The organism is Roseinatronobacter sp. NSM (assembly GCF_052379845.1).
In the GTDB taxonomy this organism is placed as follows: Bacteria; Pseudomonadota; Alphaproteobacteria; order Rhodobacterales; family Rhodobacteraceae; genus Roseinatronobacter.
The window spans coordinates 58,818-73,392 of the sequence record NZ_JBQTCF010000023.1 but is presented as its reverse complement, the minus strand read 5'-3'; the positions used below and the strand labels follow the sequence as shown (position 1 = coordinate 73,392).

13 protein-coding genes and 2 pseudogenes are annotated in these 14,575 nt (G+C 58.4%); 12 read left to right on the top strand and 3 right to left on the bottom strand.

The genetic code is table 11. From position 1 onward, the window contains the following. Positions 1-394, bottom strand: a pseudogene (locus ACTZWY_RS13300) (transposase); the annotation flags it as partial. A 50-nt stretch (positions 395-444) separates the two neighbouring features. Here ACTZWY_RS13300 and ACTZWY_RS13295 point away from each other — a divergent pair. Then, positions 445-717: a hypothetical protein gene (locus ACTZWY_RS13295; RefSeq protein WP_444791195.1), complete on the top strand. Its 273-nt coding sequence runs from the start codon at positions 445-447 to the stop codon at positions 715-717. Here ACTZWY_RS13295 and ACTZWY_RS13290 read toward each other — a convergent pair. Continuing rightward, positions 691-1,476, bottom strand: a complete 786-nt coding sequence (locus tag ACTZWY_RS13290) for an IclR family transcriptional regulator (protein ID WP_444791194.1) — start codon at positions 1,474-1,476, stop codon at positions 691-693. The genes ACTZWY_RS13295 and ACTZWY_RS13290 overlap by 27 nt on opposite strands. Continuing rightward, positions 1,469-1,876 carry an acyl-CoA thioesterase gene (locus ACTZWY_RS13285; protein WP_444791193.1) on the bottom strand — a complete coding sequence of 136 codons (408 nt, stop codon included), beginning with the start codon at positions 1,874-1,876 and terminating at the stop codon, positions 1,469-1,471. The genes ACTZWY_RS13290 and ACTZWY_RS13285 overlap by 8 nt, the downstream gene beginning before the upstream one ends. Positions 1,877-1,962: 86 nt before the next feature. Between ACTZWY_RS13285 and ACTZWY_RS13280 the strand changes: the two genes are divergently transcribed. From ACTZWY_RS13280 to ACTZWY_RS13230, 11 genes and pseudogenes are all read left to right on the top strand, one after another. Further along, positions 1,963-3,105, top strand: a complete 1,143-nt coding sequence (locus ACTZWY_RS13280; protein ID WP_444791192.1) for an FAD-dependent monooxygenase — start codon at positions 1,963-1,965, stop codon at positions 3,103-3,105. Between the two features lie 113 nt (positions 3,106-3,218). After that, positions 3,219-4,175, top strand: a pseudogene (locus ACTZWY_RS13275) (FAD-dependent monooxygenase); the annotation flags it as partial. Between the two features lie 147 nt (positions 4,176-4,322). Further along, entirely contained in the window at positions 4,323-5,963 is a 1,641-nt protein-coding gene (locus ACTZWY_RS13270; protein WP_444791198.1) for a benzoate-CoA ligase family protein, read from the top strand. Between the two features lie 47 nt (positions 5,964-6,010). After that, complete coding sequence (locus tag ACTZWY_RS13265; protein WP_444791191.1) at positions 6,011-6,976, top strand: TAXI family TRAP transporter solute-binding subunit; 966 nt, start codon at positions 6,011-6,013, stop codon at positions 6,974-6,976. 63 nt (positions 6,977-7,039) lie between these two features. Beyond that, positions 7,040-8,992 carry a TRAP transporter permease gene (locus ACTZWY_RS13260; protein WP_444791190.1) on the top strand — a complete coding sequence of 651 codons (1,953 nt, stop codon included), beginning with the start codon at positions 7,040-7,042 and terminating at the stop codon, positions 8,990-8,992. Between the two features lie 33 nt (positions 8,993-9,025). Then, positions 9,026-9,721 (top strand): fumarylacetoacetate hydrolase family protein, encoded by a 696-nt coding sequence (locus ACTZWY_RS13255; RefSeq protein WP_444791189.1) that lies wholly within the window; start codon positions 9,026-9,028, stop codon positions 9,719-9,721. A 25-nt stretch (positions 9,722-9,746) separates the two neighbouring features. Beyond that, entirely contained in the window at positions 9,747-10,571 is an 825-nt protein-coding gene (locus ACTZWY_RS13250; RefSeq protein ID WP_444791188.1) for a universal stress protein, read from the top strand. Positions 10,572-10,581: 10 nt separating this feature from the next. Continuing rightward, entirely contained in the window at positions 10,582-11,229 is a 648-nt protein-coding gene (gene maiA / locus ACTZWY_RS13245) for a maleylacetoacetate isomerase (RefSeq protein ID WP_444791187.1), read from the top strand. 34 nt (positions 11,230-11,263) lie between these two features. After that, positions 11,264-12,367 (top strand): cupin domain-containing protein, encoded by a 1,104-nt coding sequence (locus tag ACTZWY_RS13240; protein ID WP_444791186.1) that lies wholly within the window; start codon positions 11,264-11,266, stop codon positions 12,365-12,367. Continuing rightward, positions 12,367-12,939, top strand: a complete 573-nt coding sequence (locus ACTZWY_RS13235; protein ID WP_444791185.1) for a hypothetical protein — start codon at positions 12,367-12,369, stop codon at positions 12,937-12,939. The genes ACTZWY_RS13240 and ACTZWY_RS13235 overlap by 1 nt, the downstream gene beginning before the upstream one ends. Positions 12,940-13,081: 142 nt before the next feature. Then, positions 13,082-14,533 carry an aldehyde dehydrogenase gene (locus ACTZWY_RS13230; protein ID WP_444791184.1) on the top strand — a complete coding sequence of 484 codons (1,452 nt, stop codon included), beginning with the start codon at positions 13,082-13,084 and terminating at the stop codon, positions 14,531-14,533. Positions 14,534-14,575: the final 42 nt, after the last annotated feature.

Below are 14,575 nucleotides of genomic sequence, written 5' to 3'. Positions count from 1 at the left end.
GGATCTTGCGGCGGACACGCCGTTCGGGGCCGCCGCACTTGCGGTCGCTCCACTCGCCTTCGCCTTCGACCTTGATCACGGTGCTATCGACTAGCAGGTGCAAGGGGCTGTCCGAACCACGATAGGGAATGTTAACCTTCAGGGTGTTCTTGCGCAGTGACGGCTTGTTGAGGTTGGGCACCGCCCAGTCCAGGCCTATCAGGCGCAGCAGGCGCAGCAGGCGCGCGAAGAACCCGGTCGTTTAGCGGAGCGCCACCCCGAATAGTACCTTCGTCGTTAGGCCGCTCTGGATGGCGGCATCAAACCAGATCGTCAGTGAGCCGCGGCGCTTGAGCGCCTCGTTGGAGGCTGGCCAGTTGTGGGTTTTGTATGCGGAGGGTTTGGGTCTGCTCATGCTTCGCAGCTGTCAAGCTGTATCCATAAGGTGAATCGCTCTCGTGACTCATGAAACAGAGCCCTCTGGATGCGCTAAGTTTTGCCGGCGCTGCTACGAGATTTGCTGGAGTCGATTTACCTTTTCGTGTCCGCGACCTGGTCAGTCGCGAAGCCATTCTGTCACTGGCTGAAAATGCCGGTTTGCCTATTGAAACCGACGCCTATACATTCGCATTACTCGAAACTTGGGGCAAGCACATCGCCTTGGCCTCGAGAAGGAAAATTATCCTTTTCAATGGGTTATCGTTTGTGAGATTATTTGGCTTGAAGCCGAATAACTGATTTTTCTAAGCAGTACGCAAGAAGAATTTCAATGCGCTCAGATCCGGGTGCTATTAAAGCAGGGTCTATACCTACGAGCGTCACAGCAGCTTGGGCTTCGCCCTGCCAGTCAAGTATGGGCGCTGCCGCAGCCACAAGACCGGGAATATAGCGCCCTTCGACCGATGCATAGCCCCGCGCACGGGTGCGCTCGACCAACGCGGCAAGGCTTGCCTTGGTAGGCTCCAGATCAAGCGACAACCCCGGTTGGCGCGCCAGCCTGCGCAGTTGTTCATCACGCATAGGGCCGATCGCACGCGGCGCACCCCAAGCAAGAAAAACACGGCCTGTAGCAGAATTCAGCAATGGCAGCGTCGTGCCCAGCCCCATGGATGTGTCAGTCGGCGACGCGCCCCTTTCCCACCGCACAACTGTCGCCCCTTGATTCGCCCAGACCGACAAAAGAACAGTCATGCCAGTACGTGCCGAAAGATCGGCCAGCCCGTCAGCTGCAGAATTGACGAAGTCGTGCCGAGCGAGTGCGGCAAGGCCAAGCTGCATGGCGGCAGGTCCCAGATCATAGTGCCCTGATCGCCCAGGCTGGCGCATCAAACCTGCGGCAACGAAGGATGCAAGATAGCGATGTACCTTGCTGGGTGGCATTCCGCATTCCCGACCTATTTCGGTCAGCGATTTTGGGCCATTCTGTTCTGTCATATATGCCAACACGCCAAGTGCGGTGTCGAGTGATTTCAGACCTTGTCCGGTTTCGTCAGACATTGAAGGACTCCAGATAGTCGCGCAATGGCGCAAGTTCGCCTGCGACAATACCGGTTTCGGTTCGTTTGAAAAGGCACCTTACTTCCTGACCCGTAAATACGGTGGTTCCATCAACCTCGCCCGTATAGGCCAGTGTGAGTGTGCGTCGCGACCATTCGGCTATTTCAACCCGTATCGTCAGAGCATCATCATTTCGCATCGTATTTTTGAACTGCGCTGCGGCATCAACAAGCCCTAGCCCAACGGATCCGAATTTTTCGCAGAGGGTAGAATGGCCACCAGCGACGCGAAGCATAGAATGAAACGACGCGTCCATCCAACGGAAGATATTGGGATAAAAGACTATTCCGGCGGGGTCACAGTCACCGAAACTGATCTCGAAGGTTACAGTCTTCCGCATGTATCTTTCCATATTGTTAAAGTGTTTGCATAATATATAATTATAGACTATCAGTAGCCACACGTCGAGGGGTTTTGGGAGGAATCATGACACAACTTTCAAGCGTTGAGATTCTTGGGGCAGGTCCGGCTGGGCTTTATACGGCAATTCTGATCCGGCGGCGGATGCCGCATGTCCGTATCCGTGTCACCGAGCAGAACCCAGAAGGCGCGACCTTCGGCTTTGGTGTGGTCTTCTCGGACGAGGCGCTGGCCTTTCTGAATGGTGATGATCCCGAAACCCATGATCTGGTCACGCCCCATATGGAACGCTGGAAGAACATGACGCTGAACCTGCCGGGCGGGTCGGTCACGCTTGACGGTGTTGGTTTCACCGCGATTGGGCGGTTGCATCTTATCGAGATACTGAAGGAGCGCGCGCGCGCGCTGGATATTGATATCCGCTTTGACACACAGATTAATGATGTCACGGAGTTGACGGCCGATCTGATCATTGGGGCGGATGGTTTGAATTCGCTTGTCCGGCGCAGTTTTGAAGATGTTTTCAAGCCGAGCATTGAGTATTTCGACAACCATTTCGCATGGTTCGGGGCCACGATCCCATTCGACACCCTAACGCAAACCTTCGTTCAGACCGAATTCGGCCCGATGAATGCGCATCATTATCGGTTCCAGCCAGATCGCAGTACCTTTATTGTGGAATGCGACAGCGCAACCTATCGTAAGGCGGGGTTCGAAGGCTTGAGCGAAGATGAAAGTGCGCAGCGGTGCAGTGCAATTTTCGCGGATGTGCTGAAAGGCACGAAACTGATCACCAACCGGTCGATGTGGCGGCAATTCCCGCGCCTGTGGTGCGAAAACTGGGTTGCCGGGAAATATGCGATCCTTGGCGATGCCGTGCATACCGCGCATTTCTCAATCGGGTCCGGTACGCGCCTGGCGATGGAAGATGCGATCGCCCTCGTTCGCGCGCTGTCCGAAAATGACAGTGTTGAATCCGCGCTGGCCGCTTATCAGCGCGAGCGCCCGCCCATCGCGCGCAAGATTGTCGATGCGGCCAATACATCCGCCAACTGGTATGAGGGGTTTGGCCAGAAAATGCGGCTTGACCCGATGGATTTTGCGCATGACTACCTGATGCGCTCGGGGCGGATGACCGAAGAGCGGCTGCGCAAGATCGCCCCGAAATTCGCCGCCGATTACGCCCGCCAGAAACAGCAAGCCATCTGACCCAACCAAAGGGCGGGCGCGGCAAGCGGTGCTTTCATCATTAATGCGGGTCATCCTGATTGCGCTGACCCAACGGAAACAGGCTGCGTCCATGTGACGGAGGAGGAGATGTTATGTCACAGCTATCAAGTGTGGAAATTCTAGGTGCGGGGCCAGCGGGCCTTTATGCAGCTATTCTTTTGCGGCGGCATTTTCCTACCGTGTCCGTGCGCGTGACCGAACGGAACAACCGCGCGGCCACATTCGGTTTTGGCGTGGTCTTCTCCGACCGTGTACTTGATGCGATGAAATGTGACGACCCCGAAACCCACGCTCTTGTCGCACCGCAGATGGAGCGCTGGTGCGACATGGAACTTGTCACCCCCACGGGCCGCGAGGTCGTTGACGGAATGGGTTATGGTGCAATTGGGCGTTTGGCGCTGATCGAGTTACTGGCAACACAGGCCGAAAAACTAGGTGCCACGTTGCGTTTCGGCACCGAAGTAACAGCGCTGGATGATTTATCCGCCGATATGGTGATCGGTGCGGATGGGGTTAATTCGCTGGTGCGCAAAGCGAAGCGCGACGCGTTCGCCCCGACGCGCGACCAGTTCGGCAATCACTTCGCGTGGTTCGGTGCATCCATCCCGTTCGAGCGCTTGACGCAGACCTTCCTGCGCAGTGAGAAAGGTGCATTCAATGCGCATCACTATCGCTATGCGCCTGATCGCAGCACCTTCATTGTGGAATGCGATGATGCGACATTCCAGAAATGCGGATTTGCCGATATGGACGAGACTGACAGTGCCCGTCTGTGCAGCGAGTTATTTTCGGAAACCTTGCGGGGCAGCGCGCTCCTGACCAATAAGTCCGAATGGAGGCAATTCCCGCGCCTCTGGTGCAACACTTGGGTGTCGGGCCGGTACGTGGTTCTGGGTGACGCCGCGCATACGGCGCATTTTTCCATCGGTTCGGGCACAAGGCTGGCGATGGAAGATGCCTTTGCGCTGGTGGCCGCTATGCGCGCACACGACGATATTGACGCAGCGCTGGCCGCATTCCAGCATGAACGCCCACCTGAGGCCCGGCGTATCGTTGATGCGGCCAATACATCTGCGCGTTGGTATGAGGGGTTTGAGCGCAAGCTGGATCGCTCTGCGCTGGATTTCACCTTCGATTACCTGACACGTTCCGGGCGCATGGACATGGACCGGCTGCGTCAGGGCTCTCCGGGTTTCATGGCGCGCTATGACGCCCAGAAAGCGCGCTACCCCGAACCGGTCATCGACCCTGTCGCGGTGGATGTTCCGGGGGCAATGGAAATCGGATTTGACAAGGCGGCGCATCGCAACTGTTCGGAGATGTTGTGGCAGAACCTTGCCCGCAACCCCGACAAGATTGCCGTGACCGGACCGATGGGCAGCCTAAGCTATCGTGCCCTGATCGCCGAGGCCGCGCGCTGGGGCAATGCCTTTATCCGCGCGGGGTTGCAGCGTGGGGAACGTATTGCCTTCTTTCTGGATGACACGCCTGCCTATCCGGCGGCCTTCTACGGCGCAGTCAGGGCCGGTTTCGTACCGGTGCTTCTGAATATCCAGACTAAGCCGGATGTGCTGAATTATTTCCTCAAGGACAGTGCGGCGCGCATCGCGATGGTCGAGGCTAATCTGGCCTCGGTTTTCGACACTGAAACGCTGACGGGCACAGCGCTTGAAACACTGGTCATCGTGAACGGTGCCCCCAACGCGCCACAGGCCATCGGATCGGAACGCTTCCTTGCCGATACCGCCGACACATTGAACCCAGCAGATACCGGACCCGATGACATGGCTTTCTGGATGTACTCATCCGGTTCGACCGGGCGGCCCAAAGGTATTGTTCATCTGCATCACGATATTGCCTACATCCAGCAGAGTTTCGGCGATCATGTACTGAACCTTCGGAATGGCGATATCTGCTATTCGGTACCTAAATGCTATTTCGCCTATGGGTTCGGAAATTCGCTGGTCTTTCCCTTCGCCTGCGGCGCAACCACGCTTCTGGTGCCGGACCAGCCCCGCCCTGAGGTGGTCCTGGACGCGATTGAGACCTTCCGGCCCAGCGTGCTGTTTGGCCTGCCGACGCTTTATACCGCGTTGGCACGGGCGAAGGACATCGACAAACGGGATCTGTCATCGCTGCGCCAATCCATGTCAGCAGCCGAAATTCTGTCCGAGGATGTCTACACCGCATGGAAATCCAATGTGGGCCATGGACCGACCGAAGGGCTTGGGTCTACCGAGATGCTGCATATCTACCTTAGCAACCGGCTGGACGATCACCGGCTTGGCGCGGCGGGCGCGCGGGTACCGGGCTATGAAATCAGACTGGAAACGCCAGACGGCAAACCCGCATCGCCAGGTGAGGAAGGCGTGATGTTCGTGCGCGGGCATTCATCCTCGCCCACGTACTGGAACCGTCCGGATAAGACCCGCGATACAATGCGCGGCGACTGGATCTACACGGGCGACCGCTTCATCGAACGCGAAGGGTATTACTATTTTCAAGGTCGCGCCGACGATCTGGTGAAAGTGTCGGGGCAATGGGTCTGGCCGCTGGAGGTGGAGCGCTGCCTGAATGAACACCCTGATGTGCATGAATGCGCTGTGCTGGCCGAACAACTGGTCGACAAGCGCACGGCATTGCGCGCCGTGGTCAACCTAGTTCCGGGCCAGAGCGGTGATGCGGCGCAGACCGCAAGATTGCGCGATTACATCAAGGCACAACTGACGCCCTACAAGGCGCCGCGCTTGTTCGACTATGTGGCCGAGCTGCCCAAGACGGGCACCGGCAAGATCGACCGTCAGGCGCTGTTGCGCAAACCGGACGCCGCAGCCTGACACGTAACCACGTCAAGGGAGGAATTGACATGACGGGAGGAACCTACATGAAACGATTCAGCAAACACCTGATCGCAGGCATTCTGGCCGCAGGGCTTGCGCCCATGGCCCATGCGCAGGTGCAGTCATTCTCAACACCGCCGCAAGGGTCGGTCTGGAACACGATGGCGTCGGTTATTTCCGGCGAGGCGCGCGCGAGCGCAGACATGCGCCTTGTCGTGCAACCCTATGGCGGAAATGCCCAGATGATGCAGGCGGTGAATGACGCGCTGGCGGAATTCTCGCTCAATGATGTGAATGATGTCATCACGGCGGTTGCGGGCACGGATGAATACAGCGTGGCAATGCCCAACCTGCGCGTTGTCGCGCGGGTCAATCCATTTCCAGTCGGGCTATATGTGAAGGAAAGCTCGGGCCTGACCGCCGTGTCCGAACTGGAAGGCCGCAGCGTGCCCTCGGGCTGGGATGCATTTTCAATCGCGCGCTCCCATATCTCGGCCATTCTGGCGGCAGGTGGGCTTAGCTGGGACGATGTGCGTCAAGTGCCGGTGCCCGAACTGATCCGCGGCTCCGATGATATGGCATCAGGCCGTGTGGACAGTGCCTTTTTCGCTGTTGGCGGTCCAAAAGTGGCAGAGATCGACGCATCCGTGGGCGGTGTGCGTTTTCTGACGGTCGAGGCCAATGATGAAACGCTGGCACGTATCCGCGAGGTTCGACCGGCCTTCTATTTCTCGGAAGTCACGCCCGCCCCCGTCCGTGTGGGCGTACATGAGCCGATGATGTTCGTCACTTGGGACAATGTGCTTGTCGCTGGCGCCCATGTGTCGGACGAGGATGTTGGCAAACTGCTTTCGGTACTTTTCGATCAGAGCGATGCCATCGGTGCAGCCTATCCGCCCTTGCAGGTCATGGATATTAACACTGCATTTAAGGATTATCCGGGGGTCGAATACCACCCAGGAGCCATCGCTTTCTTTCAAGAACGCGGCGTGGCGATGACATCTCATTAATAAGCGACGTAGCGCGACACCGGGGCGGTATTGCTGCCCCGACCTTGGCCGGAAGGGTATGGCGTGGAACAAGACGTGAAATCAGCTGCGAAGCGTAGCCCGACAGGAGTTGTGGTGAATGTGCTGGCAGGAATATTGACGATAGCTGCCGTGGTGCAGGCCGCAAGTATACCGTCGCGGCTGGGTTATTCCTATTATACCGAACAATTCTTGGCCGTAATGCTGGGTCTGAGCCTAGCGATTATCTTTCTGGTCACAGGTCATCGCGGAAAGGGCAGAGGCGAAACTGGACGATCCAGTCTGCTGGACTGGACATTGTCTACTTTGGGACTGGGGCTGTCGTTCTATGTGGCGCTCGCTTATCCGAAGCTGGTGTCGCAGGCAATGTCGCTTCCTTGGGATGCGCTGGTCGTAGGGATTGCGCTGTTCTTGCTGGTGCTGGAAGGGCTGCGCCGCGCGGTGGGCTGGACATTGGTGATCGTTGTACTGGTAATCGGCGGATACGGGTTGATTGGCCATCTTGTGCCCGGTGCGCTGCAAACCCGTGAGGTCGCGCCGCAACGGCTGGCGGTCTATCTGGCCTTCGATCCCAATGGCTTGCTGGGCCTGACATTGAATGTCGCGGCCACCGTGGTCGTAGCTTTCGTGTTTTTCGGCCAGTTGCTGTTGCGTTCGGGGGGCGCGGATTTTTTCAATGATATTGCCATGGCGACCATGGGCCGCAAGCGGGGCGGAGCGGCGAAGATTTCCATCATGGCATCGGGGCTGTTCGGGTCGATTTCAGGGGTTGTCGTCTCGAACATCGTGGCTACCGGCGTGGTCACGATCCGGCTGATGATCCGTTCCGGATTCCGGCGGACCACAGCGGGTGCGGTGGAGGCCGTGGCCTCGACCGGTGGCCAGATCGCGCCGCCGGTCATGGGGGCGGTGGCGTTTCTGATGGCTGATATCCTGCAAAGGCCCTATGCGGAAATCGTCGTCGCAGCGATCGTGCCTGCGCTTCTATACTATGTGGCGTTGTTCGTGCAGGCTGATCTTCAGGCCGCAAAGCAGAATATAAAACCGCTGGAACTGGACGATATTCCGCCAACACGCAATGTTCTGTCGCGTGGTTGGGTATTTATCCTGCCCTTCGCGGCTATTGTCACAGCATTGTTTTGGTTCAATCAGCCCGCCGAAACCGCAGCCCTTTGGGGTGGCGGGGCGGCGCTGCTGATCGGGCTGACCGTCGGCTATGGTAAAACCCGGATGGGCCTCCGCGATTTGTGGAGTGCCGCTGTCGAAGCGGGGCGATCGATCACCGATATCATCATGATTTCGGCCGCTGCGGGGTTCATCATCGGGGTGCTGTCTGTCACCGGCCTTGGCTTTGCCGCGACCTTCGCGCTTGTCGATCTGGGGCAGGGCAGTGTTTTTCTGCTGCTGCTGATCTCGGCGCTGGCCTGCCTGATCCTAGGCATGGGAATGCCGACAGTCGGTGTCTATCTACTGCTGGCCGTACTGATTGCGCCTTCGCTGGTGCAATCGGGAGTTGAGCCGATTGCCGCGCATCTATTCATCTTCTATCTGGGAATGATGTCGATGGTGACGCCCCCGATCGGGATTGGCGCGTTTTTCGCTGCGGCCATTGCCAAGGCCTCGCCGATGGCCACGGCCTGGGAATCCATGCGCTTCGGCTGGACCGCCTATATCGTGCCCTTCCTGTTCGTCTTTTCGCCCGCGCTGCTGCTGATGGGCGATCCGTCGGAAATCGTGCTGGCGGTAATTACAGCGGTAATTGGTGTCTATGCGATTTCTGCGGCGTTCGTTGGATGGCTGCACGGACCGGCAGGGCCGATGCGGCGCGTTCTGCTAGGATTGGCAGGTGTGGCACTTCTGTTGCCACCGGGGATTGGCGGTTCGCACACGATCTGGATCAATGGCGCAGGCTTCCTTGCCCTTATCTGCCTATGGGTGCTTGCCCGCCGCGAACATGCCCGACAGCCTGAACCGGAACACCACCAACAACAAGGCTGAAAAGCCGTCACAGACCCAAGGAAAGGAAAGACTATGGCATTTGTATTCACCCCACCGGCTCCACCAAGCGTTGCCGTCGCTGGCAGTGACGATCGGTTGCCGGTCCGGCGGATCTTCTGCGTCGGGCGCAACTATGCCGCCCATGCACGTGAAATGGGCAAAGACCCGGATCGCGACCCGCCGTTTTTCTTCACCAAACCCGCTGATGCGGTGGTAGATAGCGGCGAGACGGTGGCCTACCCGCCAGAGACAGAGAATTTCCACTATGAGGCCGAACTTGTCGCCGTAATCGGAACGGCGGGCAGGAATATCGCGGAAAAGGACAGCCTGTCACATGTTTGGGGCTATGCGGTGGGCAATGACCTGACACGGCGTGATCTTCAGCTGAAAGCGCGCGAACAAGGGCGGCCCTGGGATTGGGGCAAGGCGTTTGACCGTTCGGCAGTGATTGGCCCAGTCTATCCCGTCGAGAAAACGGGCCACCCTGATAAGGGGGCCATAACACTGACGGTGAATGGCAAGACCAAGCAGGATGCCGATCTTTCAGAACTGATCTGGTCGGTTCCCGAAATCATCTCGATCCTGTCGCATTCGATCGAATTACGTCCGGGCGATCTGATCATGACGGGCACGCCCGCAGGTGTCGGCCCGTTGCTTGAGGGCGATCTGTGTCGCGTCGAAATCGCAGGTCTTGGCGCAATCGAAACTCCCATTGGCCCAAGGGTCTGAGTGGGCACAACCAACGGAGCGGCGCATGAGTTTCAGAAACCTGCTTCTGGCCTATAGCGGAGAGGCGGCATTTGCCGCCAGCCTAGCTCACTCGATCAAGCTGGCGCAGCATTATGATGCATGGTTGACAGTGATCATGCGCAACGGGAGGTCTTTTTTTGACCGTTTCGGAGCGGGGCTTTCCGCGGCGCTGCGCGACCAGCTTCGGAGAGCCGAGAAAAGCGATACCCTGACCGCCATCGCGCAGTTTGAAACAGCTGTGCGCGCAGCAGGTCTTGCGGATCGCGCGCGCTTCATTCCGCCCGAAGAGCTTTGCGACATATTGCCGAGTGAGCTTGCGCGGCATTACGATCTGGTGATCACCGGGTTTCAATCTGATCTGGTCGGTGAAGAGCATCACGTTGTCAGCCCAGACTTGATCGCGCTGCGCAGCGGGCGACCTGTATTGATTGTCCCGGAAAACTATTCCGCGCCGGTGCTGGCCGATCATGTCCTTGTCGCATGGGACGGCAAACGCGCCGCCGCCCGCGCCCTTGGCGATGCGATGGGCATTATCGAGGGCAAGCGCAAGGTCACACTTCTGACGGTCGGCGGGCGGGCACCACAAACGCCGATCGATGGTGGAATCCTGCGCCATCTGGAGCGCCACGGCATTGCTGCCGATCACCTGCATCGCAGCGCCAAGGGTCGCAGCATCGCTGCTGTGATCGAGGATGCCGCAGACGAGGTTGGCGCGAAACTGATCGTCATGGGCGCATATGAGCACAGCAAGTTTTCGCAGGATCTGTTTGGCGGCGTGACCCATGAAGTACTGAAAACAACGCGCGTGCCCGTTTTCATGTCACATTAAGGAGCCACATATGACCCTAAAATTGCACAACTTCTTTCGATCATCGACATCCACACGGCTGCGCGCCGCGCTGAACCTGAAGGGGCTGGCATATGACTATATCCCCTATGTTCTACGCGATGGCGAAACCCGGACACCCGAATATCTGGCGAAGAATCCGCAGGGCTTGGTGCCAACACTGGAACGCGCGGATGGTACGGTCCTGACACAATCGCTGGCGATCCTTGAATGGCTGGAGGAAACCCATCCTGAACCCGCGCTGCTGCCTCCCGATGCGGACGGGCGTGCCCGCGTGCGCGCGCTGTCCTACACAATCGCCTGCGAAGTTCATCCGTTGAACAACCTGCGCGTGTTGTTTCGTATCCGCGACCAGTTCGGAGCGGATGACGACGCGCAGAATGAATGGTTCACGCATTGGGTCACGCTGACTTTTGATGCATTGGAAACCACACTTGCCACCAGTGACCAGACCGGCACCTACTGCCATGGTGAAACCCCCGGCATGGCCGATATCTGCCTTTATGCGCAGATCTGGAACAACCGTCGTTTCAGCATTGCTCTGGATCGCTGGCCGGTAATCGCGCGCATCTATGCCGCGCTGGATGAATTGCCCGCCTTTATCATGGCCGCCCCCCCGAACCAGCCCGATGCAGCCTGACCCCATTCCCGTTCCATCAAGGAGGCACAAACAAATGAACGAACCGCTTGATTATGACACTGTTGAACACGCGATGCAGCCCGAAGACAGCCCCGAGTTGCGCGCGCTTTACAAAGGGTTCGAGGAGGAAAACCTAATCCCGCTCTGGACCCAGCTTGGTGATCTGATGCCGATCCATCCGAAACCCAAAGCCGTGCCACATGTCTGGAAATGGGCGAAGCTGCTGCCGCTGGCCGAGGCATCGGGCGCGCTGGTCCCCGTAGGGCGGGGCGGCGAACGCCGCGCCATCGGGCTGGCAAACCCCGGCCTCGCACCGAATGCCTATATCAGCCCGACGCTATGGGCAGCGATCCAGTATCTCGGTCCGCGCGAAACCGCGCCCGAACACCGCCATTCGCAAAATGCCTTCCGCTTTGTCGTTGAGGGCGAAGGCGTGTGGACCGTGGTAAACGGCGATCCGGTGCGCATGTCGCGTGGCGATCTTCTGTTGACGCCGGGCTGGAACTTTCACGGCCATCATAATGACACCGATCAACCGATGGCCTGGATTGACGGGCTGGATATTCCCTTCAGCCAACAGATGGATGTAGGGTTCTTTGAATTCGGGTCAGATCGCGTGACCGATTATGCGACACCGAATTTCTCGCGCGGGGAGCGCCTGTGGTGCCATCCTGGCCTACGCCCGCTGTCGGGGCTGCAAGACACCGTGGCATCCCCCATCGGGGCCTATCGCTGGGAATTCACTGACCGTGCATTAACGGAACAACTGCTGTTGGAGGATGAAGGCCAACCCGCCACCATCGCGCCGGGACATGCGGCCATCCGCTATGTGAACCCGACCACTGGCGGCGATGTCATGCCAACGATCCGTTGCGAATTCCACCGGCTGCGTGCGGGCACGCAAACAGCTACCCGCAACGAGGTCGGCTCCAGCGTGTTTCAGGTGTTTGAAGGAACCGGCGCGGTGGTTCTGAACGGCGAAACCACAGAACTGGAAAAAGGCGATATGTTTGTGGTACCGTCTTGGGTGCCGTGGTCGTTGCAGGCCGAAACCAGGTTCGATCTGTTCCATTTCTCGGACGCGCCAATCATGGAGCGGCTGCACTTCATGCGCACAAAGATCGAAGGGCAGGAATAATGCTGTCGGGCAAGGCGGAAGCCGATGCCCTGGCGGCCCTTCGGGACCGGCAGGGCAAGGGCGCGCGATATGATGCGTCCAATGCGCCTGCGGATGACCTGCTTCTGGCACGTCGCGCCACGGCTTATTTCGCGCGCAAGCTGATGGAACTATCCGATCGGGAGCTTTTCGCGCCTTCTGCGGTCGAAGGAATGCCGCGTGCCTATATCGTGGCGCGTGTCAGCTATGCCGCCCGCCGCGAAGCACTGATGCTGGAAGCCCTTGCAGCGGGATCACCACCCGACAGCGCAACACCCCATTTGCCTGCTCTTGATATGGCGGCGACGCTTCCGGCGCGCGCGATACGGCATCTTTTCCATCATTCCGAGGTGCATTTGAACGTGTGCTGGCGCGATCTGGATGCGGCGGACTGGGACAGGCCGATTGCCTTGCCTGATGGCACATCAACCACGCCGCGATCCTTGCCCCGCCTGCGCGCCTGGTCCCTGTGGTCAAGCGTGCTGGATCTGGGAAACGGGGCGTTGCTACGCGATGTTCCGGCAGCGCTGAGACCGGGGCCAGATAATAGCTGATCGCGGAGCAAAACATATACTTGACTTCTGCAATATGGAAATGATTTTATAATATGAAATCCAGCAAGACCAGAGAATTCAGAGAGGAGGAGGATTCCGGGATGCTGAAGACCTGATGAAAGTGAAACCCATGGGAGGAAAAATGGAAACTCAACTTTTGATCGACAATGCGCGTGTGCCAGCCGAAGACGGCAGCACCTTTGAACGTGTCGCCCCAACTGACGGGAAAACCGTGACCCGCGGTGCCGCGGCAGGCATCAACGACAGTATTGCGGCCGTTGATGCGGCGCATCGAGCCTTTCAAAGCTGGTCAAGAAGTGGCCCGGGAGAGCGTCGCGCCCTGCTTTTGAAAGCTGCTGACGAGATTGAGGCGCGCACCGGAGACTTCATCGCGGCAATGCAGGCCGAAGTCAGCGCAAACGAACTCTGGGCGGGCTTCAATGTTATGCTGGCAGCCAATCTCTTCCGCGAAGCCGCCGGACTTGCAACCCAAATTCAGGGCGAGACCATTCCGACAGACAAGCCAGGCACGTTGTCCATGACCATTCGTCAGCCGGTTGGTGTGATCCTGAGCATCGTGCCATGGAATGGCCCAGTCGTTCTTGCCGCGCGCGCGATTGCCTATCCGCTGGTTTGCGGGAACACAGTGGTGTTCCGCGCATCCGAAACCAGCCCACGCACGCATGAGTTGATGGCCGAAGCCGTTGCCGCAGCGGGTTTTCCGGCAGGTGTGCTGAATTTCATCACCCATGATGCTGCAACCGCACCCGAAGCCATTGAGACCCTGATTGCCCATCCCGCCGTGCGCCGTGTGAATTTCACCGGGTCCACTGCCGTTGGCCGGATTATCGGCGAGAAGGCAGGAAAACACCTGAAGCGGTGCATTCTTGAGCTTGGCGACAAATCCCCGCTGGTCGTTCTGGACGATGCCAATATTGACGATGCGGTCAAGGCAGGCGTGTTCGGTGCTTTCCTGTATCAGGGGCAAATTTGCATGACCACGGAACGGATCATCGTTGATAACGCGATTGCGGATGAATATGTGGCCAAATTTGCAGATCGCGCAAAAGATCTGACATTGGGTGATCCTGCGGCACAATCGGCTTGTGTGCTGGGACCGGTAATCAGCCTTGGGGCAGCCGACCGCCTTAAGGGCCTGCTGGATGATGCGGTCAGCAAGGGCGCGCGCATTGTTGCCGGTGGTGCGGGTGACGGGGCGATGATGCCCGCCACGGTTCTGGATGGCGTCACATCTGACATGCGCATCTACAGCGAAGAAACCTTCGGGCCTATCGTCTCGATCATCCGTGCCAAAGATACCGAAGACGCGGTGCGCATCGCCAATGACACGGAATTCGGGCTTTCTGCCGGTGTGTTCGGCAAAGATGTGACCCGTGCCCTTGATGCCGCCGCCCGCATTGATACCGGGTCAGTGCATATCAATGGTCCCACCGTAGCGAACGAGGCGCAAGCGCCCTACGGGGGCACGAAATCCAGCGGGTTCGGGCGTTTCGACGGGCGCGCGGTTATTGATGAGTTCACCGAACTCAAATGGATCACCATCGAACAAAGCGGTCAGGGCTATCCGTTCTGATCTACAATATCTGCGTCAAGACGCATCCCGTTGACCTGCCGG